We start from the raw sequence: 22719 nt of genomic DNA on the forward strand, positions 1-22719 counted from the left end.
GGGTCTGGGGCCCTGGGGTAGCTGAGGTCACGCCATCGATTGTCCCGCACACAGGTGCACGGGCGTGCGCTGGGGCGCACATCTGAGAGCCGTCAGGACTTGATCGGGCCGGTGTTCAGCTGGCCCGACGCCTCCAGGGCGATCCGCTCGAAGACCTTCTCGTCCGCCGCGAAGCAGGTGTCCGGCAGCGGCCAGTGCAGAACGATCTCGTTGAAGCCCAGCTCAGCGTGGTGACCGGCGAAGTCGACGAAGGCGTCGAAGGAGTCGAGGGGCCGGTCGGGCGTGAATCCGGTCAAAAGGATCTTGTCGACTTCGGAGACATCGCGGCCGATCTCGGCACATGCCGCGGCGAGCTTCTCGGCCTGTCCACGGATGGCTTGAAGTGACTGCTCCGGGGTGCCGTTCTCGAAGAGCTTCGGGTCGCCCGTGGTGACCCAGGCCTGTCCGTACCGCGCGGCGAGACGCAGCCCGCGCGGCCCGGTCGCGGCGACCGCGAAGGGCAGCCGGGGGCGCTGCACGCAGCCGGGGATGTTCCGCACCTCGGTGGCGGAGTAGTGCGTTCCGTCGTGCGAGACGACGTCTTCGGTGAGCAGCCGGTCGAGAAGGGGCAGGAACTCGCCGAAGTGGTCGGCCCGTTCCCGGGGCGTCCAGGGCTCCTCGTCGCTCGCCCGCAGCGCCGTCGCGTCGAAGCCGTTGCCGCCCGCGCCGATGCCGAGGGTGATCCGCCCGTCCGACACGTCGTCGAGGGTGATCAGCTCCTTGGCGAGGGTCACCGGGTGCCGGAAGTTGGGCGAGGTGACGAGGGTGCCGAGGCGCAGCCGCTCGGTCGCGCTCGCGGCGGCGGTCAGCGTGGGCAGGGCACCGAACCAGGGGCCGTCACGGAAGCTCCGCCAGGAGAGGTGGTCATAGGTGTACGCGGTATGGAACCCGAGTTCCTCCGCGCGCTGCCAGCGCTCCCTGCCTCCCTCGTGCCAGCGGCGGACGGGGAGGATCACGGTGCTCAGACGCAGGTTCATGCGCCCGAGCGTATGCCGGTCGGCAGGGCGGTCGTTCAGCGGACCCGGGAGCTGAGCCAGGGGGTGAGCAGAACCATCGGGATGTACTCCTTGTGCGCCTTGTCGCCGGGCAGCGGCACGATCAGGCGGTAGCCGGGCGGGAACCGCTTGGCCCTGACGTGGGCGAGGCCGCCGAAGACCGAGCGCACGAAGGCGGGCACCTGGTCGCGCGGGATGTCGTGGCACTCGACGTCCTCGACGGTGATCAGAGCGTCGGCGTCACCGTCGTCCTCGGGGTAGAGACGTACCGAGACCCGGGGCGAGCCGCCGAACTCGGCGAACGCCTCATGCGGCAGCGACCCGTCCGGGTCGGTGGTCACACCGAGGCCCGCGGCGGAGCGGCGCGTCGTCAGATCGGCGCCGATGTCGTGCGTGACCTCGATCTCCCGGTTGTACTCACGGGCGATCTCGCGCAGGGCGCCGACGGCCGCCTCGTTGCTGTGCAGGTGCTCCATGGTCACGATCATGCCTGGTCGGAGGGGTGCGGCGCGGCTCAGGGGCCGGGGAGGGCGGTACGTCCGCGCGGGCCCGGGACCCGGCTCACCAGAGTCAGCGGGCGCCGGGGAAGCGGAGGTACGCGGGCGGGACCGCGGCGGTGAGCCACACTCCGTTGGCACTGATCCGGAAGACATGGCCGTCGCGGTGGAGCGCCCCGGCGTCGACGGACAGGACGACGGGACGCCCGCGCCGGGCCCCCACGCGCTCGGCGGTCCCGCGGTCCGCCGAGAGGTGCACGGCGTGCCGGTTCATCGGCCGCAGCCCCTCGGACCTGATGGCGTCGAGGCGCGGCGCTACGGTGCCGTGGAACAGGTACGCGGGCGGGGTCGCCGGAGGCAGGTCGAGGTCGACGGCGACGGAGTGGCCCTGGCTGGCCCGGATGCGGCCGTTCTCGACGGCGAAGCGCTGCTTGTCGTTGACGGCCACCACATGGTCCAGCTCCGCCCGGCTGAACGGGAAGCGGTGCGCGGCAGCGGCGGCGAGCAGCACGTCGATCTCCACCCAGCCGTGGGCGTCGAGCGTGAGCCCGATCCGTCCCGGATCGTGGCGCAGATGCTTGGACAGGTACTTCGACACCTTCACGGTGCGCCGCTCGTCCGGAGCGGGGGGTCCTTCTCTCATGCCTTCAGCGTCACGGGCAACCGTTCTCCGCGCACTTGATTTTCGTCCACCCAATTTTCAACCACGAAATCGAGTGCACAGGTTTGATCCACAACAACTCTGGTTTTCCACAGGGTATTTGGGGATTCTGTGGATAACTCGCCTTCCATTTAGGGCTTTTGTCCAAGTGCACGCGCTTCTAGTTCTGTTGCTGCCAATGCGTCCAAGCGCCGTGCCTGCACCTCCCGTTCAGCGGCGGCTGTGATGAAAGCGGCGGCATGCTCCACGCCAACCATCGCTTCGACGGCCCGCATTGTGTCCACCGGCAGAGAGACAGTCGCCTCCTTCCCCGGCTGTCGGTCGGCCTGGCCGGGGTCCAGGTGCTGACGCAGGTGCCGCGTCGCGAACAGCCGCATCGCACGCGCCAGTTCCGCGTCCACCGACTGCTGCGCGAGCGGCCTCAGGCGGCGTACGAGATCGGCGGCCTCGGCCGCGTCGGCCTCGGTCGGCGGATGGCTGCCGAGATACCGCGCGAAGACATGCTCTGTCGTGAACTCAAGGAAACGGGACGCTATGTGCTCGACCTGACCCCGCAACTCCCGCAAATGCGCCGCGATCGCCGACAGCGGGACGCCCGCGGCATGCAACTCGACCGCCACAGCCAGCTCTTGCGGACTCGGTACGAGGAACTCGTCCGTCCGGCCCGGCAGCGGCTCCAGCACCCCGAGCGCGATCGCGTCCGCCACCGCCTCCTCGTCCGGCACGCCGCCGAAGGCCGCGTCCAGCTCGGCCCGCGAGATCCGGTCGGCCTTCTCGTCCGTCCAGGGGCCGTCCACCTCCACCGCGAGCCCGAGCACCCCGCCGAGCCCCCGGCCGGTGTCCCACGCCTCCAGAAGCTCCTTGATGGAGGCCAGGGTGTACCCACGGTCCAGCAGGTCCGCGATCTGCCGCAGCCGGGCCAGGTGGGCGTCGCCGTACACATTGGACCGGCCGCGGCGCTCCGGGCGGGGGAGCAGCCCGCGGTCCTGGTAGGCCCGGATCGTGCGGACCGTGGCGCCGCTGTGGTGGGCCAGGTCCTCGATGCGGTACTCGGCCCCGTGCTCCGTGGGTTCCGTGTGCTCCACGCTCCCCGCCCTCCGTCGTGCTCGTGCCAGGCGATGGCCGCCCGGCCCACCGCGCCCGCCGCCGCCCGTGCCGCGGGCGACCGCGCGAGATACTCGACCGCCCTGCGCGGCGAGCCCTCCTGCGAGGGATGGTACGACCGCCGCAGATAGCGGGGTATCGCCCTGCCGATCTCGCCCCAGGCGGGCAGCAGGCCCTTGCCCACCGCCCTGTTGTGCTCGGCCAGTGAGTACCGCGCTCGGCCCGCGAGTCGGGGGTCGTGGCGGAGCAGATGGGCCGTGCCCCATATCCACAGGCAGAGCATCACGGGTGCGGTGACCGTCATGCCCGCGAGGCGGCGGGCATAGCGGGGCAGGCCCGTGCCGCCGCAGTGCTGGTACATGTCGAAGGCGACCGCGCGTAGTGCCCGCCTCCGTGACGCCCGCCTCCGTGGCGCCCGCCTTCGTAGTGCCCGCCTTCGTAGTGCCCGCCTTCGTAGTGCCCGCCTTCGTGGCGCCCGCCTCCGTGGTGCTCGTCGGCCCGGGGGCCGGTCTCCTTGTCGGGGCTCACAGCGGTGGCTCCAACCGGGCGATCGCGCGCAGGGCCCTGGGCGCGAAGCGGGACATCAGGTGGGCGCCGCGGGCCTCCGGGGTGACGGGCACCACCGCCTGGTTCCTGGCGACGGCCCGCAGGACCGCGTCGGCGACCTTCTCCGGGGGGTAGTTGCGCAGGCCGTAGAGCCGGGAGCTGCGCTTCTGGCGGCGCTTCTCCTCCTCGGCGTCGACCCCGGCGAAGCGCGCGGTCGAGGTGATGTTCGTGTTGACGATGCCGGGGCAGATCGCGGAGACCCCGATGTCCTGGCCCGCCAGCTCCGCGCGCAGGCACTCGCTGAGCATGAGGACCGCCGCCTTGGACGTGCTGTAAGCGGGCAGCGCCTTCGAGGGCTGGAAAGCCGCCGCCGACGCGGTGTTGACGATGTGGCCGCCCTGGCCGCGCTCGGCCATCTGCCGGCCGAAGAGCCGGCAGCCGTGGATGACGCCCCACAGATTGACGTCGAGGACCTTCTTCCAGTCCTCGGTGCTGGTGTCGAGGAAGGAGCCGGAGAGGCCGATGCCCGCGTTGTTCACCAGGACGTCGATGACGCCGTACTCCCTCGCGACCTTTTCGGCGAGCTTCTCCATGGCCTGCTCGTCGGAGACGTCGGCGGTCTCGCCCCACGCCTCGGGGGCGCCGACGAGCCGGGCCATCTCCGCCGTGCGGGCCGCGCTCTCCGCGTCCCGGTCGACGGCCACCACCCGCGCCCCGGCCTCGGCGAACGCGAAGGCCGTGGCCCGTCCGATGCCGCTGCCCGCCCCCGTGATCAGGACGAGCTGACCGCCGAACCGGTCGGCGTACTTCCCCGTGGCCCGGCGGTCGGGGGAGGTCACGCCGTCTTCGTTGGACGTCACGAACTCGGTTATCCAGGAAGCCAGCTGGTCGGGGCGGGTGCGGGGCACCCAGTGCTTGGCCGGCAGGGTGCGGCGGAGAAGGTGCGGCGCCCAGGACTCCAGCTCGTCATAGAGACGCTCGGACAGGAACATGTCGCCCGAGGGCGTGATGAGCTGCACGGGCGCGTGGGCGTAGGCATCGGCGCGCGGCCTGCGCAGCCTCGCCCGGACGTTGTCGCGGTAGAGCCAGGCGCCGTGCGCCGCGTCCTGGGGGAGCGACGGCGTCGGATAGCCGCCCGCCGGGACCTTCTCCATGCGCTGGAGGATCTTCGGCCACTGCTTGCCGAGCGGGCCGCGCCAGGCAAGCTCGGGGAGGACCGGCGTGTGCAGCATGTACACATACCAGGACTTGGCGCCCTGGCCGAGCAGTTGACCCACCCTGCGCGGGGTCGGCCGGGACACGCGCTTCTTGATCCAGTGGCCGAAGTGGTCGAGCGAGGGACCCGACATCGAGGTGAAGGAGGCTATGCGGCCCTCGGTGCGCTTGACCGTGACGAACTCCCAGGACTGCACCGAACCCCAGTCGTGCCCGACCACGTGCACCGGCCGGTCCGGGCTGACCGCGTCGATCACCGCCACGAAGTCATCGGTCAGCTTCTCCAGGGTGAAGCCCCCGCGCAGCGGCTTCGGCGCGGTCGACCTGCCGTGCCCGCGCACGTCGTACAGCACGACGTGGAAGCCGCCGTCGTCCGCGAGGCGCCCCGCGACCTCGGTCCAGACCTCCTTGGAGTCCGGATAGCCGTGGACGAGGACGACCGTGGGCCGGTCCGGGTCGCCCAGCTCGGCGACGCACAGCTCCACGCCGCCCGTGCGCACCCACCGCTCGCGCGCGCCCGCGAGCCCCCCGGCGCCCTCACTCCCCTCGCCGCCCGTGCGGTTCTCGCTGCCCTTCGTGCCCGGGATCTCTGCTCCGGTCGTCATGCGGCGGCCCTCTCCTCAGCCCAGCGCCGCACATGCGGCAGATCGTCGTCCAGCCAGAACGCGCTCTCCTCGGGGTCCCTGGAGTCGGTGACGACCAGGATCTCCTCGAACTTCGCGCCCGTACCCCGGAAGCCGAGGTGCGGTTCGACCGCCCAGAGCCCCTGCCGGGGCGGGTGGTCGGAGAATTTGTACGGGGACCACAGCGGCGACCAGCCGTCGCGGTGGCCATGGAGCGCGTCGCTCGCGAGCCCCTTCAGCGACTGGGTGCCGAACCCGAAGAGGTGCGGCGACAGGCGGCGCTCCTTGACCCGGTCCACCTTGTGCGCGATGACGCCGAAGGGATAGGCGCGGTGGCGGTTGGCATAGCCCTGGCGGACCATGAGGCGGTCCACGTCCTCATATATCTCGCGCAGCGGCCGGCGCTCGCGCACCTCGCGCAGGATGAGCTCGCGGTGGGCCTCCAGGTCGGCGAGGAGCTTGTCGTGCACGGGGTTGAGCCCGAGGCAGCCCGAATAACCGACGTCGGCCGTGCAGCCCTTGTACACCGGGGCCATGTCGAGGATGAAGGGCATCCCCGGCTCCAGCGCGCGGTTCGTGGGGAAGAACTGGAGCGGCACCCGGAAGCCCGTGAACGCCGTGCGGTCCCCGAACCAGGCGAAGGGCAGGTGGAACCAGTCCCGCACCCCCCGCTCGCGCAGATACGCGCGCTGCATCCGGGCGGCCTCGCGCTCCGTCACTCCCGGCCTGAGCTGGGCCGCGACGGCCTCCGCGCATTCATACGCGAGGGCCTGCACTGCTCTGAACCCCCGCAGCTCGGCGGGGAGTTCGCTCGCTCCTCCTGTGGTCATGCCACCGTCCGTCCCGTGTCCGGCCCGCGCCTTCCGGGCCCGTGCCAGCCCATCGCCGTACGCGCCCGTAACTTGACACTGATGAATGTGACAATGCGCGGCGGCTACGTCAAGAGTTCGGCCGGACCCTCCGGGACAGGTCCGGAAGTTCCCCCAGGGAACGACCTGCGTATGACCCCTACGGGCCCCTAATACTCCAGAGTGAGAGCAGCACAGGACCGTGGTCTGACGACCCGTGTGGCCCGCGCCACTACCGTCGAAGCGTGACTGTGATCGCGACCGAAAGCCTGAGCAAGCGGTTCCCGAGGGTGACCGCGCTTGACCGGCTCTCCATGGATATCGGGCCCGGTGTGACCGGACTCGTCGGAGCCAATGGAGCCGGCAAGTCCACACTGATCAAGATCCTGCTGGGCCTGTCCCCCGCCACAGAGGGCAGCGCCGCCGTGCTCGGCCTCGACGTCGCCACCAGCGGCGGTCAGATCCGCGAGCGCGTCGGGTACATGCCCGAGCACGACTGTCTGCCGCCCGACGTCTCGGCCACCGAGTTCGTCGTGCACATGGCGCGCATGTCCGGACTCCCGCCCACCGCGGCCCGCGAGCGCACCGCGGACACCCTGCGCCACGTCGGGCTCTACGAGGAGAGGTACCGCCCCATCGGGGGCTATTCGACGGGCATGAAGCAGCGCGTCAAGCTCGCCCAGGCCCTGGTGCACGACCCGCAGCTCGTCTTCCTCGACGAGCCGACCAACGGCCTCGACCCGGTCGGCCGCGACGAGATGCTCGGCCTCATCCGCCGTGTCCACACCGACTTCGGCATCTCGGTCCTCGTCACCTCCCACCTCCTCGGTGAGCTGGAGCGCACCTGCGATCACGTCGTCGTCATCGACGGCGGCAAGCTCCTGCGGTCCAGCTCCACCACGGACTTCACCCAGACCACCACGACGCTCGCCGTCGAGGTCACCGACTCCGACGCACGCCCCGACGGCACGGGTGCGCTGCGGGAAGCCCTGCGCGAGCGCGGCATAGAGACCGAGACCGGTGGCGAACTGCCCGGCGCGGGCCACACGGTCCTGCTCACCGCCGAGGGCGAGGAGACGTACGACCTGGTGCGCGACCTCGTGGCCGACCTCGGCCTCGGCCTGGTCCGGATGGAACAGCGCAGGCACCACATCGCGGAGGTCTTCAAGGACCGGGACACCGCGGACACGGAGCGGCCCGGAGCCGCCACCGGCCCCGCGGCGGTCCCGACCGCGGCCGCACAGCAGACAGGAGGCGGGCGCGATGAGCGTTGAGTCCACCCAGATCCACAACATCGGCTACCGCGACTACGACGGACCGCGGCTCGGCCGCGCCTATGCCCGCCGTTCGCTCTTCTCCCAGAGCCTGCGCGGCGCGTACGGACTCGGACGCTCCGCCAAGTCCAAGGTCCTGCCCATGATCCTGTTCGCGGTGATCTGCCTCCCGGCCGCGATCATGGTGGCGGTCGCCGTGGCGACCAAGGCCAAGGACCTCCCCGTCGACTACACGCGCTACGCGATCGTGATGCAGGCCGTCATCAGTCTCTTCCTCGCCGCCCAGGCACCGCAGACCGTCTCCCGCGACCTGCGCTTCAAAACAGTGCCCCTGTACTTCTCACGTCCCATCGAGCGTGGTGACTATGTCCTGGCGAAGTTCGCCGCCATGACCTCCGCCCTCTTCGTCCTCACCGCAGCACCGCTGCTCGTGCTCTACGCGGGGGCGCTCCTCGCCAAGCTGGACTTCCTCGACCAGACGAAGGGCTTCGGCCAAGGCCTGGTCTCCGTGGCCCTGCTCTCGCTCCTCTTCTCCGGCATAGCGCTCGTCATCTCGGCGGTCACGCCCCGCCGCGGCTTCGGCATCGCGGCCGTCATCGCCGTCCTGACCATCACCTACGGAGCGGTCTCCACCGTCCAGGCCATCGCCTACGAACAGGGCAGCACGGACGCCATCGCCTGGCTCGGCCTCTTCTCGCCCATCACGCTCATCGACGGCGTGCAGACGGCGTTCCTCGGCGCGGCCTCCGCCTTCCCCGGCGGAGAAGGGCCCTCGTCCGGGGTGGGCGTCATCTATGTACTCGTCGTCATCGGCCTCATCGCCGGCTGCTACGGCGCGCTGATGCGCCGCTACCGAAAGGTCGGCCTCTCATGACCACCATCAGCATCGACCACACGTCCCGCTGGTTCGGCAACGTGGTGGCGGTCAACGACATCACCATGAACATCGGCCCCGGAGTCACGGGCCTCCTCGGTCCGAACGGTGCGGGCAAGTCCACCCTGATCAACATGATGGGCGGCTTCCTCGCCCCCTCCACCGGCAGCGTCACGCTCGATGCCAGGCCGATCTGGCGCAACGAGGAGATCTACAAGGACATCGGCATCGTCCCCGAGCGCGAGGCGATGTACGACTTCCTCACCGGCCGCGAGTTCGTCGTCGCCAATGCCGAGCTGCACGGTCTGGACGAGCGGGCCGCGAAGAAGGCGCTCGCCACGGTCGACATGGAGTACGCGCAGGACCGGAAGATCTCCACGTACAGCAAGGGCATGCGCCAGCGCGTGAAGATGGCCTCCGCCCTGGTCCACGACCCCGCGGTGCTGCTGCTCGACGAGCCGTTCAACGGCATGGACCCGCGCCAGCGCATGCAGCTCATGGAGCTGCTGCGGTCCATGGGAGACCAGGGACGCACCGTCCTGTTCTCCTCGCACATCCTCGAAGAGGTCGAGCAGCTCGCCTCGCACATCGAGGTGATCGTCGCCGGGCGGCACGCGGCGAGCGGCGACTTCCGCAGGATCCGCCGCCTGATGACCGACCGGCCCCACCGCTATCTGATCCGCTCCAGCGACGACCGTGCCCTGGCCGCCGCGCTGATCGCCGACCCGTCCACGGCCGGAATCGAGGTCGATCTCAAGGAGGGCGCGCTGCGCATCCAGGCGGTCGACTTCGGACGGTTCACCACGCTGCTGCCCCGCGTCGCCCGCGAGCACGGCATCCGGCTGCTCACGGTCTCGCCCTCGGACGAGTCCCTCGAGTCGGTCTTCTCCTACCTCGTCGCGGCCTGAAGGGAGCCTTTCATGTACGACCCCACTGTCGCCCGGCTCACCTACCGGGCCCTGCTCGGCCGCCGCCGGGCACTGATCCTCTTCGCCCTGCCCGTACTGCTGGTCGTCATCGTCGGTGCGGTGCGCGGCTTCAGCGGCGCGGACGACCAGGTGGCCGTCGACGTCCTCGGCGGCTTCGCGCTCGCCACCATGGTGCCGATCATCGGCGTCATCGCGGGCACCGGCGCCATCGGCCCCGAGATCGACGACGGCTCCGTGGTCTATCTGCTCTCCAAGCCCGTCAAGCGGCCCACGATCATCTTCACCAAGCTGATCGTCGCCATCGCCGTGACCATGGCCTTCTCGGCGATCCCCACCTTCATCGCGGGCATGATCCTGAACGGCAACGGCCAGCAGATAGCCGTGGCCTACACGGTCGCGGCGCTGGTCGCCTCCATCACCTACGCCGCGATATTCCTGCTGCTCGGCACGGTCACCCGGCACGCGGTGGTCTTCGGCCTGGTCTATGCCCTGGTCTGGGAGGCCCTGTTCGGGTCGCTCGTGGCCGGTGCGCGCACGCTCAGCGTCCAGCAGTGGTCCCTCGCGGTGGCCCAGAAGGTCGGAGAGGGCGATCTGATCACGTCGGATGTCGGCCTGCCGACGGCGACGGCCCTCCTGATCGCCGTCACCGCCGTCGCCACCTGGTACGCGGGCCAGAAGCTCCGCTCCCTGACGCTGGCCGGAGAGGAGTGAGCGGGAGACTAGCGGCCGAGCAGCCGCTCCAGGACCAGGGCGATGCCGTCCGCCTCGTTCGACGCCGTCAGTTCGTCGGCGACCGACTTGAGCTCCTCATGGGCGTTGGCCATGGCCACGCCGTGGGCGGCCCAGGCGAACATCGGGATGTCGTTGGGCATGTCGCCGAAGGCGATCGTGTCCACGGCCTTCGCGCCCAGACGGCGGGCCGCGAGGGAGAGACCGGTGGCCTTGGTGAGGCCGAGCGGAAGCAGCTCGACGATGCCATCACCGGCCATGGTCACGCCGACCAGGTCCCCGGCCACCTGGTGCGCCACGGCCGCGAGGGCGTCGTCACCGAGGCCGGGATGCTGGATGTAGACCTTGTTCAGCGGGGCCGACCACAGGTCGGACGGGTCCGTCATGGTGATGACGGGGAGCGGGCCCTCCTGGACCGCGTACCCCGGGCCGACCAGGACCTCGCCGTCGATGCCGTCGCGGCTTGCGGCGAGGGCCAGCGGGCCGATCTCCGCCTCGATCTTCGCGAGGGCCAGGCCCGCCAGCTGCCGGTCGAGCGTCACGGAGGTGAGCAGCCGGTGCTCACCCGCGTGGTAGACCTGCGCGCCCTGCCCGCACACCGCTATCCCGTCGTAACCGAGGTCGTCGAGGATGTGCCGCGTCCACGGCACCGCGCGACCGGTGACGACGATGTGCGCCGCACCCGCCGCGGTGGCCGCGGCGAGGGCGTCGCGCGTGCGGTCCGAGATCGAGTCGTCGGACCGCAGCAGCGTCCCGTCGAGGTCGGTCGCGACCAGCTTGTACGGGAAGGACGGTGTGCGGGGAGCTGGCTGGCTCACTTGGCGACGGGCTCCAGGATCTCTCGGCCCCCGAGGTACGGACGCAGCATCTCGGGCACCACCACGGAGCCGTCGGCCTGCTGGTGGTTCTCCAGGATCGCCACGATCGTGCGCGGGACGGCGCAGAGCGTGCCGTTCAGCGTGGAGAGCGGCTGGACCTTCTTGCCGTCGCGGTAGCGGATGGACAGGCGGCGGGCCTGGAAGCCGTCGCAGTTCGACGCGGAGGTCAGCTCGCGGTACTTGCCCTGGGTGGGGATCCACGCCTCGCAGTCGAACTTGCGCGAGGCCGAGGCGCCGAGGTCACCCGTCGCCACGTCGATCACCTGGAAGGGCAGCCCGAGACCGGTCAGCCACTGCTTCTCCCACTCCAGGAGGCGCTTGTGCTCGTTCTCGGCGTCGGCGGGGTCGACGTAGGAGAACATCTCGACCTTGTCGAACTGGTGGACGCGGAAGATGCCGCGGGTGTCCTTGCCGTACGTGCCCGCCTCGCGGCGGTAGCAGGGCGAGAAGCCCGCGTACCGCAGGGGGAGCTTGTCGGCGTCGATGATCTCGTCCATGTGGTACGCCGCGAGCGGGACCTCGGAGGTGCCGACCAGGTAGTAGTCGTCCTTCTCCAGGTGGTACACGTTCTCCGCGGCCTGGCCGAGGAAGCCCGTGCCCTCCATGGCGCGCGGGCGGACCAGCGAGGGCGTCAGCATCGGGATGAACCCGGCCTCCGTGGCCTGCGCGATCGCCGCGTTGACCAGGGCGAGCTCCAGGAGGGCGCCGACGCCGGTCAGGTAGTAGAAGCGCGAGCCGGAGACCTTGGCGCCGCGCTCGACGTCGATGGCGCCGAGCGCCTCGCCGAGCTCCAGGTGGTCCTTGGGCTCGAAGCCCTCGGCCGCGAAGTCGCGCGGGGTGCCGATCGTGTCGAGGACGACGAAGTCCTCCTCGCCGCCGACCGGGACGTCCTCGTGGACGATGTTGCCGAGCTTGCCGAGAAGGCGCTTGGTCTCCTCGTCGGCCTCGTCCTGCGCGGCGTCCGCGGCCTTGACGGCGGCGGAGAGCTCGCCGGCCTTCTTCAGGAGCTCCTGCTTCTCCTCGGGCGATGCCTTGGGGATCAGCTTGCCGAGCGCCTTCTGCTCGGAGCGCAGCTCGTCGAAGCGGACGCCGGACGACCTGCGCCGCTCATCGGCGGAGAGCAGGGCGTCGACGAGCTCGACGTCCTCTCCACGGGCGCGCTGGGAGGCGCGAACACGGTCGGGGTCCTCACGGAGCAGGCGAAGGTCAATCACCCCTCAAGGCTACCGGTGTGCGGTTCGGGCCTACGACTCCATATTCCCGCCCGTACGTTATGCCCGGTTTGCCGGAATGTGAATTCCAAGATCGAAGATTGCGGGGAGCGGTCGCGAGCGGCCGAAAAGCCTTCTGCCGCACGCTCGCGCACCTCCGCTGAAGCGCGGTCAATAAAAGGGGCGCCTTCCCTGAAATGGGGCAGACCGCGCACGGCGCCTTGACCCGAATTCCGTGTGCGGGGCGGGACTTGGGCCCGCTGTCCACTCCGGTTGTCCACAGGAATGGTCACCTCGGGATAGTTATCCACAGGGTGTGCGAAAGATCTGTGGACGCCGGAAGAGGGCATTCCGAAAGCCGCAAGTGCGACGAAGGAATCCCTTCCCAAACCGCCCACCCACTTTCGAGTGGAAAAGGTTCGCTCCAAAGAGTTGATCAAGGGAAAAGAGTGGACGAGGGGTGACGTGCGGGACTGTGGACGCACTTGGGGGCTGTCGACCGATATGTCGACCATGTCACACCTCGTTGTCGACTTGTCCCCAGGTCGAGATGCGTGCCTGTGGATAACTTTTGTGGACAACGTAAATCTGCAGGTAGGAATGGCGTCCGGGGGCGGTCGCGGGCGTCCGCGAGCCGTCGGTGGCCGGGGCCGGAAGCTGGAGGTGGCTAGAAACGGCCGTCCTGGCAGCGCGTCAACCAGTCGGACGCCGCGAGGAACTCCGCGTCCGACGTACCGGCCCGCAGCTCGCCCACGTCGGCCGGCGTCATCCCGGCCCGCGGATAGGAGCCGAGGAAGCGCACCTGGGGGCAGATGCGCTTGAGGCCCATCAGCGCCTCGCCGACGCGGCGGTCGGTGATGTGCCCCTCGGCGTCCACCGAGAAGCAGTAGTTGCCGATGCCCTGGCCGGTCGGGCGGGACTCGATCCGCATCAGGTTGACGCCCCGTACGGCGAACTCCTGGAGCAGTTCGAGCAGGGCGCCGGGATGGTCGTCACCCAGCCAGATGACGATCGAGGTCTTGTCGGCACCCGTCGGCGCCGCGGGCCGGGCCGGGCGCCCCGCGAGGACGAAGCGGGTGGCGGCGTTCGCCGCGTCGTGGATGTCGCTGACCAGCGGCACCAGACCGTACGTCGCCGCCGCGAACTCCCCGGCGAAGGCGGCGTCGAAGCGGCCCTCCTGGACGAGCCGCGCACCGTCCGCGTTCGAGGCCGCCGACTCCCACAGGGCGTCCGGGAGCCGGTCCGCGAGCCAGTTGCGCACCTGCGGCTGGGCCACCGGGTGGCCGGTCACCGTCTTGATGTCCTTGAGCTCGGTGCCGGGGCGCACGAGCAGGGCGAAGGTGATCGGCAGGACCACCTCGCGGTAGATCATCAGCGGCGCGCCCTTGGCGAGCTCGTCGACGGTGGTCGTGACGCCGCCCTCGACCGAGTTCTCGATCGGCACGAGCGCCGCCGCGGCCTCGCCGGTGCGGACCGCGTCCAGCGCGGCGGGCACGGACACCATCGGGACGAGCTCCCGGGTGGCCGCCTCCGGCAGCGTGCGGAGAGCGGCCTCGGTGAAGGTGCCTTCGGGGCCGAGATAGGTGTAGCGCGTCGCCGACATACCGTCACCCTAATGGGCCGTACGTGGCACGGCTCACGCGTCTCACGGAGCGACCCCCGTACCAGGAGACCTGGCCCCGGCTACGCCTCCAGCAGCCGCTGCCCCACGTACTCGCCCTTCGCCGCCCCGCCCGGCACCGCGTAGAGCCCGCTCGCCTCGTGCCGGATGAACTCCGAGAGGGCGTCGCCCCGGTCGAGCTTGCGCTGCACAGGGACGAAGCCGCGCATCGGGTCCGCCTGCCAGCAGACGAAGAGCAGCCCGGCGTCCGGCTCACCCCGCGTGTCGAAGCCGTCGTGGTAGGAGAACGGGCGGCGCAGCATCGCGGCACCGCCGTTCTGATCCGGCCGGGTGATGCGGGCGTGCGCGTTGACGGGAATGACGACCTTGCCGTCCGCGCCCGTCTTCTCCAGCTCCGGTTCGGTCGTCTCGGTGCCCCCGGTCAGCGGCGAACCGTCCGACTTGTGCCGCCCGATCACCGCCTCCTGCGCCCGCACACCGAGCTTCTCCCAGTCGTCGAGCAGCATGCGGATACGGCGTACGACGACGTAGGAACCGCCCGCCATCCAGGCCGGGTCACCGTCGGCGGGCACGAAGATCCGCTCGTCGAAGTCCTTCTCGGAGGGCTTGGGGTTGTTCGTGCCGTCGATCTGGCCCATGAGGTTGCGGGTGGTCATCGGGTGCGCGGTGGCGCCCGGCGAGCGGTTGAAGCCGTTCATCTGCCAGCGCACGCGGGCCGCGCCGGATGCCGCCCGCTGGAGCGCCCGCAGCGCGTGGAACGCCACCAGCGGGTCGTTGGCGCCGATCTGCACCCACAGGTCGCCGTTGCTGCGCGCCTTGTCCAGGTGGTCGGAGGAGAAGTCGGGCAGCGGTTCCAGGGCGGCCGGGCGCTGCTTGCCGAGCCCCGTACGGGCGAAGAAGGAGGCGCCGAAGCCGAAGGTCACGGTGAGCGAGGACGGGCCCGCGTCCCGTGCCACCGCCGTGTCGTCGTCGACCGCGTCGCCCGCCATCAGCCGCTCGGCCGCCTTGGACCAGCGGCGCAGCAGCGCGGCCGCCTCCCTGCGGCCCGCGCCCGCCTTCAGGTCGAAGGCGACGAGATGGCCGCGGGACTGCATCGGCGTGGTGATGCCGGGCTGATGTTTCCCGTGAAACATCACCTGCTCCGCGCCGAGCGAGACCAGCTCGGTCCCCGAACCGGCCGCGCCGGACGAGGCGGACGACCCGGAGGAGGGGGCCGCCGCGTACCCGGCGATGCCGCCGCCCGCCGCGCCGATCACCAGGCCGGTCGCACCGGCCGTGCCGAGCAGCCGACGCCTGGAGAGCCCTCCGGCCGCTGGGGCCGCACCGGTCGCACCGGTCGCGTCGGTCGCACCGGTCGCGTCGGCCGCCCGGGCCGGGCCGGTCCCGCTGTCCGCCGGGGTCGCACCGGTCCCGCCGTCCGCCGAGGACGTCGCTCCGGTCCCGTTGTCCGCCATGGTGTTTCCGTTCAGCCGATCTGCGCGTTCTTGTCGACCGTGATCTGGTCGATGTCGGAGGTCCTTACCGTCACCTTGATCTCCCAGTCGCCCGCCATCGGGATCTGCACCCCGCTCGCGGTCCAGTGTCCGGTGGCGATGTGGTCCGGGGCCACGGGCAGCGGGCCCACGTCCTTCTCCTTGAGGGTGAAGGAGACCTTCACCTCGGGGACGTCGAAGGCGCTGCCGTTGGGCCGCTTGACGTACACGTGGAGGTCGTTGCTGCCGGTGCGGCCCGGGTCGAGGTCGAGCTGCACGGTGCCCTTGCCGTCCTTGGCGCCGGTGTCGAAGGGCACCTTGACGACGAGCGGGCCCGAGCGCTGTGCCGCGGCGGCGGAGGTCGCCCTGGCGGCCTCCTCCTCGGTGCGGCCGGGCTCGGTGGTCGTCAGGACCGTGGTGACGGCGAGCAGGGCGACGGCGACGCCCGCCTCGGTGAGCACCGAGCGGCGCAGCCCCGAGCGGTGCGGGTCGGCGTCGCGCACGCGCTTCTCGCGAGCGGTGGCCACGGCGGCACGCTGGCGCGCGAGCTGGGCGGAGCGCTCGCTGCCCTCGCTCGCGCCCGAGGCGCCCGCGGGGACCGTGACCTGCTCCTTCTCGGGCAGCTCCGCCTCGGCCGCCTTCTTGCCGCCGCTCTTGCGCGCCGCCCGCTGCTCCACGACGACGGCCGCCGCGGCCTCCGGTGCGAGACCGCCCGACTCGGCGACGATGCGCCCCGTCCAGCGCCGCGAGACCGCCGCGACACCGATGAGCACGACGACCAGGCCGATCTTGACGAGGAGGAGCTGTCCGTACCGCGTGCCGGTCAGCGCCGACCACGAGCCGACCTGCCGCCACGACTGGTAGAGGCCGGTCGCGGCGAGCACGACCACGCTGGTGAACGCCACCCGCGAGAACCGCCGGACGGCCGACGCCTCCACCGAAGAGGTGCGGTACAGCGCCACGACCAGCGCCGAGAGTCCGCCGAGCCAGGCGGCGACGGCGAGCAGGTGCAGCACGTCGACGGGCATCGCGATGCCCGCCTGGAGGCCGGTCGACGCGTGCTCGGCCATGGCCCAGGTCGCCGCGATGCCGATGGCGACGACCGCGCCGCCGATGGCGAGCCCGAACGTGAGGTCCCTCTTCTCCCTGGGGTCCTCGCGCTTCTCGTACGCCCCGAAGAGCACCGCGATGAACAGCGCGGCGGCGGCGAGCAGCAGCAGCCGGGAGACCAGGGCCGCGCCGGTCTTGGTGTTCAGGACATCGCCGAGGGCGCCCATGTCGAAGGCGTCGGCGAGCTTCCCCGAACCGGTGTAGGGCGCGCGCAGCAGGAGCAGGAGCAGCGTGGCGGCGGTGAGCGTGACCCAGCCGTAGGTGACGAGCCGCTGCACGGGCCGCACGCCCGCGCCGCGCGGCCAGCAGCCGAGTACGAAGGCGGCACCGCCGACGACCAGGATGAACCCGGCGTAGGAGAAGTAGCGCGCGATGTCGTAGAGCACGCCGACCAGGCCGCCGCCCGCCTCCTGGTCGGGCAGGACCGCCTTGGTGTCCGAGGGCGCCCCGATGGAGAACGTGTAGGCGCCCGCCACGGGGTGGCTGTCGGCGGACACCACCTGGTAGGCGACGGTGAAGGTGCCGTCGGGCAGTCCCGGGCGCAGCTTCACGCCGTAGGTGTTGGCGCCCAGGTCGGTGGTCCTGCCGGTGTCGGCGCGCTTGCCGGCCGGGTCGAGCACCCGCACCGAGCCGTCCGACATGGCGACCTTCTCCGAGAAGGTGAGCTTCACCTGGGCGGGGGCCTTGTCGACCACCGCTCCCTGCTTCGGGTCGCTGCCGGTCAGCGCGGCGTGCGCGGAGACCGGCGCGGCACCGGCGAGGAAGGCGCCGGTCGCGGCGACGAGCACCAGCACGAGCCGCCAGAGGGTGGCCGGGCCCGGGACGCGGGTGTTGCTGGAGCGGGGAGCGATGGTCTTTATCAACAGTCCGTCCGTCCCTCAGTGCGACTGGTGCGACATATGGGTGTCGTGCGAGGCGTCGGAGCCGCCGTCCTCGCCGGGGCTGTACGTGGCCTCCTTGACCGGCACCTCGACGGTGACCGGGTCCGCCGCGCGGAAGTGCAGTGTCAGGGCGACCTTCTCGCCGCGCTTCGGCTTGCGCTTCAGCTTCTCGAACATCACGTGGTTGCCGCCGCTGGCGAACCGCAGCTCACCGCCGGCGGGCACCTCGAAGGACTTCTGCTCCTTCATGACGCCGCCCTTGGTGCTGTGCAGCGTGACGGAGCCCGCGATGTCGCTGGTCGCGGAGGTCAGGCTGTCGGCGGCGCCGCCCTTGTTGGTGACCGTGAAGAACCCGGCCGCCATGTCGTCCATGGTGGGTTCCGGGATGTAGGCACCGGCGACCGCGATCTCCGGTTTCTTCGCGGCACCGGTGTCGCCGGAGCCGGTGCCGGAGCCCGAGCCGCCGCAGCCCGCGAGGGTGAGCGCGGCGGCCAGCGCGAGGGCCCCGCCCGCCAGGGCGCGGCGGCGGCCGGTGGTGCGGTGGCTCACGGCGTCTCCCCCTTGAGGAGCTTGGGGAGGTCCTTGGTGTAGTCGGCGGCGGTGGCGTCCTCGCTGTAGAGGACATAGCCTCCGTCGGTCTTCGGTGAGAAGGCGACGACCTGGGTGCCGTGCATCGAGACGATCTTGCCGTTCTTGTCCTTCTTGGACGGCTCGATGGTGATGCCGAGCTGGCGGGCACCGGCCTGGATGGTGGCGAAGTCCCCGGTCAGACCGGTGAAGTCGGCGTCCACGCCCTTGAGCCACTTGCCGAGTTCGGCGGGGGTGTCGCGCTCGGGGTCGGTGGTGACGAAGACGACCTTGAGCTTGTCCTGGTCGGCCTTGGGCAGGGCCTTCTTGGCGACCGCGATGTTGTTCATCGTCAGCGGGCAGACGTCGGGGCAGTGCGTGTAGCCGAAGTAGAGGAGCGTCGGCTTGCCCTTGGTCTCCTCGCGCAGGTCGTACTTCTTGCCGTGCGTGTCCTTCAGGACGAGGTCCGGCTTCTCGAACGCCTTGTCCAGCACGGTCGCGGCCTTGCCCGAGTCGGTCTCTGCCGAGACCTCGGCCAGCGGCTTCTTGCCGCCGTCGTCGTCACCGCCGCCGCAGGCGGTCAGGGTGAACGCGGCCACGGCGAGGAGGGCCGCGGCGGCCAGCTTCTTGTCGGTGCTCCTCCTGGCGGTGCCGGTGCTCTTCCTGGCGGTGCCAGTGCTGTTCCGGGCGGTGCCAGTGCTGTTCGAACTCTTGGTGCGCATACGAAAATGTCCCAGATGTGAGGGGGCCGGGGTGCACCGGGTGCGGCGTGGCGCCGCCGCGGCGCACCCCGAGGGGTGGCTCGGCCGACGGCTCAGCCGGTGACGCGGCGACGGCCCGCGAGCACGCCGAACGCGACGCCCGCGACGCCGACGACGATGCCGACGATGCCGAGGACGCGGGCCGTGGTGTCGGTGCCGTCCGAGGAGTCCGCGGCGGCCTCGGTCTTGGCGTCCTTGGTGTCCGCCTTGGCGTCGTCGGCCGCGCCACCGCCGTGGTGGTCGTCGGAGGCGGCGGTCAGCGCGAGGGCGGGCGCGGGGTGCTCCGGCTCCTCCTGGCCCTTCTGCTGCGGCTCGATCCAGCGGACGACTTCCTTGTTGTCGTACGTCTGGACGGCCTTGAAGACGAGCTCGTCGGTGTCCTCGGGGAGCTGGCCGAGGGAGACCGGGAACTTCTGGAAGGTGCCGGGCTTGATGCCGCCCTTGGCGTCGGCGGTCCACGTCACCTTGGTGACGGCCTCGTCGATCTTCTCGCCGTGGATCTCCAGCGGCTTGTCGAGCTTGGACTTGGTGACCTTCGCGGTCCAGCCGGGCACGGGCTGCGTCATCACGGACGCGAGCGGGTGGTCGGCGGGGAAGGAGACCTCCAGCTTGTTGGTGGAGGCGTCGTCCATCTCGTTCGGCACCTTGAAGTTGACGGTCGCGTAGCCGCCCTTGGCGGCGACGCCCTCGGGCGCGACGCTGACGTGCGCGAACGCGGGCGCCGAGAGGACGAGGACGGCGGAGGCGGCGACGGTGCCGACGGCGGCGATACGGGACATCTTCATGAGGAACACTCCACTTTCGAAAGCGGTCACAGGCGGGTGCTGGCAGCTGCGCGCTGATCGGTACGTGTCGACCGGTACGTGTCGACCGGTACGTGCCGACCGGTACGCGCTGAGGCGTACGTGGCGAGCGGTGCCCAGCACTCAGTACGAGGGATGCGCGCGAGGCCCGGTCGAGGCGCACGCGCGCGTGCGTGCCGCCGGGCGGCACCTCCGTACCGAGGGGTGACCGATGAGGTTCCCGGTGGGTGGAGTGCGTCGCGTCAGGCGGCGAGTTCGACGTCGGTGGTCCGCAGGGGCGGGCCACGCCTGATCACGGTGTCCTTCAGCGCGACCGTGCGCGGCTTCGTCGGCGCCCGCGAGGCGGTGCGCGGACGGGCCGGACCGGTCGTCTCCGGCGCTCCGGGAAGACCGGCGCGCAGGGCGCGTACGAGGGTCAGGGCCGAGCGCAGGGAACGGACGAGCGCCCCTTCGGCGACCCCGTGGGCGCCCTGGGCGAGCCGGACGAGCCGGAGCAGCGCCAGGTCGCCGCGGCGCAGCAGCCAGCCCGCGGCGAGGGCCGCGAGCAGGTGGGCGAGGAGCATCGGCAAGGACGGCAGCAGCGCCTCATGGACCATCGGTCCCGTCGCGCCCTGCCCCGTCACGCCCTGCCCCGTCGGCATGGCGGCCGAGGCGGTGTCCGCGGCCGAGGCGGCGGACGGACCGTGCGCGTGCATGGCGGAATGCGACGCTCCGCCACCAGCCGCCCCTTCGGCGCCGCTGACGCCACCGGCACCGCCGACGCCCGGGCCGAACCCCGCCGTGTTGAGGATGCGATGGGCCTGCGCCGGAGTGATCGTCGCCGCGCCCGCCCCGCAGACCAGCCGTGCGGCCCGCGCCACCAGGGAGGCGTCGCCGCCGCTCTGGACGGCGGCCGTGCCGTGCTGGCCGAGGCCGAACAGGGCGTGCAGCCCGAGCTGCCCCACCGCGAGCAGCGCGGCGATGCCGGGCAGCGAACGCGTCCGCCCGGCGAGCGGCAGCGCCACGGCGAGGACGGCGGCGAAGCCCGCGCCGAGCGTCCACAGCGGGACGGCGACGCAGGAAGCGAGCACATGGCCCCCGGCGGACAGCACGACGCAGACCGCGGCGAACACCGCGGCCCTGAGCAGCCGGAGATCGGCTCCGTCACGCGGCTGGTGCTGGCGGGGGGCAGTCATGGCGGGGCCATCATCGCACTGGGCCCGGCCCGCGCGTACGGCAGGTCCGGAAGGTCCGCTTCCGTCCGGTGCCTCCTCCGGCCGTTCCTCCGCCGCCCCTCCGCCGGTCCTCGGCCGTTCCTCCGCCGCCCCGTCCGGCTACCGGAACCGGACGGCCCGAGCGTCCGCCGTATGGGCGGCATCACGTGCGCTCGGCGCTTACGCGCGTCCACTCGCGGCAATACGTAACGGTATGTCGAGCCGCAGCCAGGAGGCTGGAGCATGAGCATCTGGTGGTCTCTCCATTTGCGGCGCGAAGCTGCGAGCGTTCCGCTCGCCCGCCGCCTGTTGATCGGCACGATGGAGACCGCGGGCGTGGACCCGGACATCTCCTTCGACCTGTCGCTCGCCCTCACCGAGGCATGCGCCAACGCCGTGGAGCACGGCGGCGGCGCCGCTCCCGGGGGCACGGCGGGGGCCTACCGCGTCACGGCCTACCTGGACGGCGAGAAGTGCCGCATCGAGGTGGCCGACTCGGGCCCCGGCTTCCCCAAGGCGTCGCGTGGGCGTCCGGCGGCACGTCCGGCGGCCGCGCACACCGACGAGCACGGGCGGGGCCTGTACCTGATCAGAGAGCTGGCCGACCACGTCCACTGCGGCAACAGACCCGGCAGGGGAGCGGTGATCAGCTTCGACAAGATCCTCAAGTGGCGCGAGGGCGCACCCGCCCTCGTGACGGCCTGACCCCGCCCACCCCGGGTCCTACTCCGGTCCCGGCGGCAGCGCCCGTACCAGCGCGTCGACCGCCGCACCGTACGCGTGCTCGGCAGGCGTCGAGTACCCCACCACCAGGCCGTCGGCCGCCGGTGCCGCGGCCAGCGGATGGCGGAACTCCGCGAGGCCGTCGAGCGCCACTCCCTGCCAGGCCGCCGCCTTGACCGAGGAGGCCTCGGTCCCCGGCGGCAGCCGCAGCACCGCGTGCAGACCGGCCGCGATACCGGTGGCGGTGATGTGCGGGGCCCGCTCCGCGAGCGCGGCGAGAAGCTGGTCGCGGCGGCTTCGGTAGCGCTGTCGCATCCGGCGGATGTGCCGGTCGTACTGGCCCGAGGCGATGAACTCGGCGAGCGTGAGCTGGTCCAGGACGCTCACCCACGCCTCCCGCTCCCCCTTGGCGGCGAGCACGCCCTCGACGAGCCGCTCGGGAAGCACCATCCAGCCGACGCGCACGGCGGGCGAGAGGCTCTTGCTGACCGAGCCGAGGTAGACGACCCGCTCGGGATCGAGGCCCTGCAGGGCGCCGACGGGCTCGCGGTCGTAGCGGAACTCCCCGTCGTAGTCGTCCTCCAGGACAAGCCCGTCACTGGTGCGCGCCCAGTCGACGACGGCGGCCCGGCGCGCGGGACGCAGCGGTCCGCCGGTGGGGAACTGGTGTGCGGGGGTGAGCAGCACCCCGCGCGGCCGCCCGCCCCGCCCCGGCCGCGCCTCGGTCAACTCCGCCACGCGGGCGCCCTGTTCGTCGAGGCCGAGCGGAACCGTCCGTACGCCCGCGCCCTCAAGGATCTCCCGGTGGAAGCCGAGTCCGTACGACTCCACGGCGAAGGGGCCGCGCAGCACCGGGCCGCCCGCGCCCGCGGAGCCCGCGAACAGCAGCCGCAGCCCGTGCGCGAAGCCGGAGCAGACCACGATGCGCTCGGGGTCGGCGCGCACGCCGCGGGCCCTGGCCAGATAGTCGGCGAGCGCCCGCCGCAGCTCGGTTCTGCCGCGCGGGCCGCCGGGCCCGAAGGCCTCGTTGGGCGCGGCGTTCAGCGCCCGCCGGGAGGCGGCGAGCCATGCCGTACGGGGGAAGGAGGCGGGGTCCGGCTGGCCTTGGCGCAGGTTGTGCGCGGGGGCCGGGCGCCCGGCCGGAGCGGGCTTCGGCACCCGGGGG

At 71.5% G+C, this 22719-nt stretch carries 21 protein-coding genes and 2 pseudogenes; 6 read left to right on the forward strand and 17 right to left on the reverse strand.

Annotated features, from left to right (window positions below):
- Nucleotides 1–92 precede the first annotated feature (92 nt).
- The 5 genes and pseudogenes from AB8Z36_RS05435 to AB8Z36_RS05455 form a co-directional block, all read right to left on the reverse strand.
- Entirely contained in the window at nucleotides 93–1016 is a 924-nt protein-coding gene (locus AB8Z36_RS05435; protein ID WP_369212019.1) for an LLM class flavin-dependent oxidoreductase, read from the reverse strand.
- 35 nt (nucleotides 1017–1051) lie between these two features.
- Nucleotides 1052–1522, reverse strand: a complete 471-nt coding sequence (locus AB8Z36_RS05440; protein WP_369212020.1) for a hypothetical protein — start codon at nucleotides 1520–1522, stop codon at nucleotides 1052–1054.
- 82 nt (nucleotides 1523–1604) lie between these two features.
- Nucleotides 1605–2174, reverse strand: a complete 570-nt coding sequence (locus AB8Z36_RS05445; protein ID WP_369212021.1) for an RNA 2'-phosphotransferase — start codon at nucleotides 2172–2174, stop codon at nucleotides 1605–1607.
- A 149-nt stretch (nucleotides 2175–2323) separates the two neighbouring features.
- The gene (locus AB8Z36_RS05450) at nucleotides 2324–3277 is read right to left on the reverse strand and encodes a MerR family transcriptional regulator (protein ID WP_369212022.1); all 954 of its coding nucleotides are present in this window, start codon (nucleotides 3275–3277) and stop codon (nucleotides 2324–2326) included.
- A 29-nt stretch (nucleotides 3278–3306) separates the two neighbouring features.
- A pseudogene (locus AB8Z36_RS05455) lies at nucleotides 3307–3675 on the reverse strand (metal-dependent hydrolase); the annotation flags it as partial.
- On the opposite strand from AB8Z36_RS05455, the pseudogene AB8Z36_RS05460 reads away from it, so the two are divergent.
- Nucleotides 3656–3775: pseudogene (locus tag AB8Z36_RS05460) on the forward strand (pentapeptide repeat-containing protein); the annotation flags it as partial. The pseudogenes AB8Z36_RS05455 and AB8Z36_RS05460 overlap by 20 nt on opposite strands.
- A 45-nt stretch (nucleotides 3776–3820) precedes the next feature.
- Here AB8Z36_RS05460 and AB8Z36_RS05465 read toward each other — a convergent pair.
- Both AB8Z36_RS05465 and AB8Z36_RS05470 read right to left on the reverse strand, forming a co-directional pair.
- Entirely contained in the window at nucleotides 3821–5662 is a 1842-nt protein-coding gene (locus AB8Z36_RS05465) for an SDR family oxidoreductase (RefSeq protein WP_369212023.1), read from the reverse strand.
- Nucleotides 5659–6510 carry a M24 family metallopeptidase gene (locus tag AB8Z36_RS05470; protein ID WP_369212024.1) on the reverse strand — a complete coding sequence of 284 codons (852 nt, stop codon included), beginning with the start codon at nucleotides 6508–6510 and terminating at the stop codon, nucleotides 5659–5661. Before AB8Z36_RS05470 ends, AB8Z36_RS05465 begins: the two co-directional genes overlap by 4 nt.
- Nucleotides 6511–6779: 269 nt before the next feature.
- Here AB8Z36_RS05470 and AB8Z36_RS05475 point away from each other — a divergent pair, with 269 nt between their 5' ends.
- The 4 genes from AB8Z36_RS05475 to AB8Z36_RS05490 are packed head-to-tail and all read left to right on the forward strand — an operon-like array spanning nucleotide 6780 to nucleotide 10316.
- Complete coding sequence (locus AB8Z36_RS05475) at nucleotides 6780–7802, forward strand: ABC transporter ATP-binding protein (RefSeq protein WP_369212038.1); 1023 nt, start codon at nucleotides 6780–6782, stop codon at nucleotides 7800–7802.
- Nucleotides 7792–8676, forward strand: coding sequence for an ABC transporter permease (locus AB8Z36_RS05480; protein ID WP_369212025.1), 885 nt, complete (start codon nucleotides 7792–7794; stop codon nucleotides 8674–8676). The genes AB8Z36_RS05475 and AB8Z36_RS05480 overlap by 11 nt, the downstream gene beginning before the upstream one ends.
- Nucleotides 8673–9584, forward strand: coding sequence for an ABC transporter ATP-binding protein (locus AB8Z36_RS05485; protein ID WP_369212026.1), 912 nt, complete (start codon nucleotides 8673–8675; stop codon nucleotides 9582–9584). Before AB8Z36_RS05480 ends, AB8Z36_RS05485 begins: the two co-directional genes overlap by 4 nt.
- Before the next feature lie 12 nt (nucleotides 9585–9596).
- Nucleotides 9597–10316 carry an ABC transporter permease gene (locus AB8Z36_RS05490; RefSeq protein WP_369212027.1) on the forward strand — a complete coding sequence of 240 codons (720 nt, stop codon included), beginning with the start codon at nucleotides 9597–9599 and terminating at the stop codon, nucleotides 10314–10316.
- Between the two features lie 8 nt (nucleotides 10317–10324).
- Here AB8Z36_RS05490 and AB8Z36_RS05495 read toward each other — a convergent pair whose 3' ends face one another.
- From AB8Z36_RS05495 to AB8Z36_RS05535, 9 genes are all read right to left on the reverse strand, one after another.
- Nucleotides 10325–11152: an HAD family hydrolase gene (locus tag AB8Z36_RS05495; RefSeq protein ID WP_369212028.1), complete on the reverse strand. Its 828-nt coding sequence runs from the start codon at nucleotides 11150–11152 to the stop codon at nucleotides 10325–10327.
- Nucleotides 11149–12426: a serine--tRNA ligase gene (gene serS / locus AB8Z36_RS05500; protein WP_369212029.1), complete on the reverse strand. Its 1278-nt coding sequence runs from the start codon at nucleotides 12424–12426 to the stop codon at nucleotides 11149–11151. The genes AB8Z36_RS05495 and serS overlap by 4 nt, the downstream gene beginning before the upstream one ends.
- Nucleotides 12427–13090: 664 nt before the next feature.
- A complete protein-coding gene (gene pheA, locus AB8Z36_RS05505) occupies nucleotides 13091–14026 on the reverse strand; it encodes a prephenate dehydratase (protein ID WP_369212030.1) in 936 nt (311 codons plus the stop codon).
- A gap of 80 nt (nucleotides 14027–14106) precedes the next feature.
- Complete coding sequence (efeB, locus tag AB8Z36_RS05510) at nucleotides 14107–15498, reverse strand: iron uptake transporter deferrochelatase/peroxidase subunit (RefSeq protein WP_369212031.1); 1392 nt, start codon at nucleotides 15496–15498, stop codon at nucleotides 14107–14109.
- Nucleotides 15499–15509: 11 nt separating this feature from the next.
- Nucleotides 15510–17489 carry a copper resistance CopC/CopD family protein gene (locus AB8Z36_RS05515; protein WP_440581859.1) on the reverse strand — a complete coding sequence of 660 codons (1980 nt, stop codon included), beginning with the start codon at nucleotides 17487–17489 and terminating at the stop codon, nucleotides 15510–15512.
- Between the two features lie 15 nt (nucleotides 17490–17504).
- Nucleotides 17505–18056, reverse strand: coding sequence for a copper chaperone PCu(A)C (locus AB8Z36_RS05520; protein WP_369212032.1), 552 nt, complete (start codon nucleotides 18054–18056; stop codon nucleotides 17505–17507).
- Nucleotides 18053–18796, reverse strand: coding sequence for an SCO family protein (locus AB8Z36_RS05525; RefSeq protein WP_369212033.1), 744 nt, complete (start codon nucleotides 18794–18796; stop codon nucleotides 18053–18055). The genes AB8Z36_RS05520 and AB8Z36_RS05525 overlap by 4 nt, the downstream gene beginning before the upstream one ends.
- A gap of 92 nt (nucleotides 18797–18888) precedes the next feature.
- On the reverse strand, nucleotides 18889–19620 hold the full coding sequence (locus AB8Z36_RS05530; protein ID WP_369212034.1) for a YcnI family copper-binding membrane protein: 732 nt from the start codon (nucleotides 19618–19620) through the stop codon (nucleotides 18889–18891).
- 260 nt (nucleotides 19621–19880) lie between these two features.
- A complete protein-coding gene (locus AB8Z36_RS05535) occupies nucleotides 19881–20813 on the reverse strand; it encodes a hypothetical protein (RefSeq protein WP_369212035.1) in 933 nt (310 codons plus the stop codon).
- A gap of 261 nt (nucleotides 20814–21074) precedes the next feature.
- On the opposite strand from AB8Z36_RS05535, the gene AB8Z36_RS05540 reads away from it, so the two are divergent.
- On the forward strand, nucleotides 21075–21536 hold the full coding sequence (locus tag AB8Z36_RS05540) for an ATP-binding protein (RefSeq protein ID WP_369212036.1): 462 nt from the start codon (nucleotides 21075–21077) through the stop codon (nucleotides 21534–21536).
- Between the two features lie 18 nt (nucleotides 21537–21554).
- Here AB8Z36_RS05540 and AB8Z36_RS05545 read toward each other — a convergent pair.
- On the reverse strand, nucleotides 21555–22719 hold a 1165-nt coding region (locus AB8Z36_RS05545; RefSeq protein ID WP_369212037.1), incomplete at its 5' end, for an aminotransferase-like domain-containing protein.

The sequence above is a fragment of the Streptomyces flavofungini genome, assembly GCF_041028215.1.
Lineage (GTDB): Bacteria > Actinomycetota > Actinomycetes > Streptomycetales > Streptomycetaceae > Streptomyces > Streptomyces flavofungini_B.

Excerpts from the sequence above, each read along its gene's own strand:
- AB8Z36_RS05435 (WP_369212019.1), bottom strand. The coding sequence starts at position 1,016 with ATGAACCTGCGTCTGAGCACCGTGATCCTCCCCGTCCGCCGCTGGCAC.
- AB8Z36_RS05440 (WP_369212020.1), bottom strand. The coding sequence starts at position 1,522 with ATGATCGTGACCATGGAGCACCTGCACAGCAACGAGGCGGCCGTCGGC.
- AB8Z36_RS05445 (WP_369212021.1), bottom strand. The coding sequence starts at position 2,174 with ATGAGAGAAGGACCCCCCGCTCCGGACGAGCGGCGCACCGTGAAGGTG.
- AB8Z36_RS05465 (WP_369212023.1), bottom strand. The coding sequence starts at position 5,662 with ATGACGACCGGAGCAGAGATCCCGGGCACGAAGGGCAGCGAGAACCGC.
- AB8Z36_RS05470 (WP_369212024.1), bottom strand. The coding sequence starts at position 6,510 with ATGACCACAGGAGGAGCGAGCGAACTCCCCGCCGAGCTGCGGGGGTTC.
- AB8Z36_RS05480 (WP_369212025.1), top strand. The coding sequence starts at position 7,792 with ATGAGCGTTGAGTCCACCCAGATCCACAACATCGGCTACCGCGACTAC.
- AB8Z36_RS05485 (WP_369212026.1), top strand. The coding sequence starts at position 8,673 with ATGACCACCATCAGCATCGACCACACGTCCCGCTGGTTCGGCAACGTG.
- AB8Z36_RS05490 (WP_369212027.1), top strand. The coding sequence starts at position 9,597 with ATGTACGACCCCACTGTCGCCCGGCTCACCTACCGGGCCCTGCTCGGC.
- pheA (WP_369212030.1), bottom strand. The coding sequence starts at position 14,026 with ATGTCGGCGACGCGCTACACCTATCTCGGCCCCGAAGGCACCTTCACC.
- efeB (WP_369212031.1), bottom strand. The coding sequence starts at position 15,498 with ATGGCGGACAACGGGACCGGAGCGACGTCCTCGGCGGACGGCGGGACC.
- AB8Z36_RS05525 (WP_369212033.1), bottom strand. The coding sequence starts at position 18,796 with ATGCGCACCAAGAGTTCGAACAGCACTGGCACCGCCCGGAACAGCACT.
- AB8Z36_RS05530 (WP_369212034.1), bottom strand. The coding sequence starts at position 19,620 with ATGAAGATGTCCCGTATCGCCGCCGTCGGCACCGTCGCCGCCTCCGCC.
- AB8Z36_RS05535 (WP_369212035.1), bottom strand. The coding sequence starts at position 20,813 with ATGACTGCCCCCCGCCAGCACCAGCCGCGTGACGGAGCCGATCTCCGG.
- AB8Z36_RS05540 (WP_369212036.1), top strand. The coding sequence starts at position 21,075 with ATGAGCATCTGGTGGTCTCTCCATTTGCGGCGCGAAGCTGCGAGCGTT.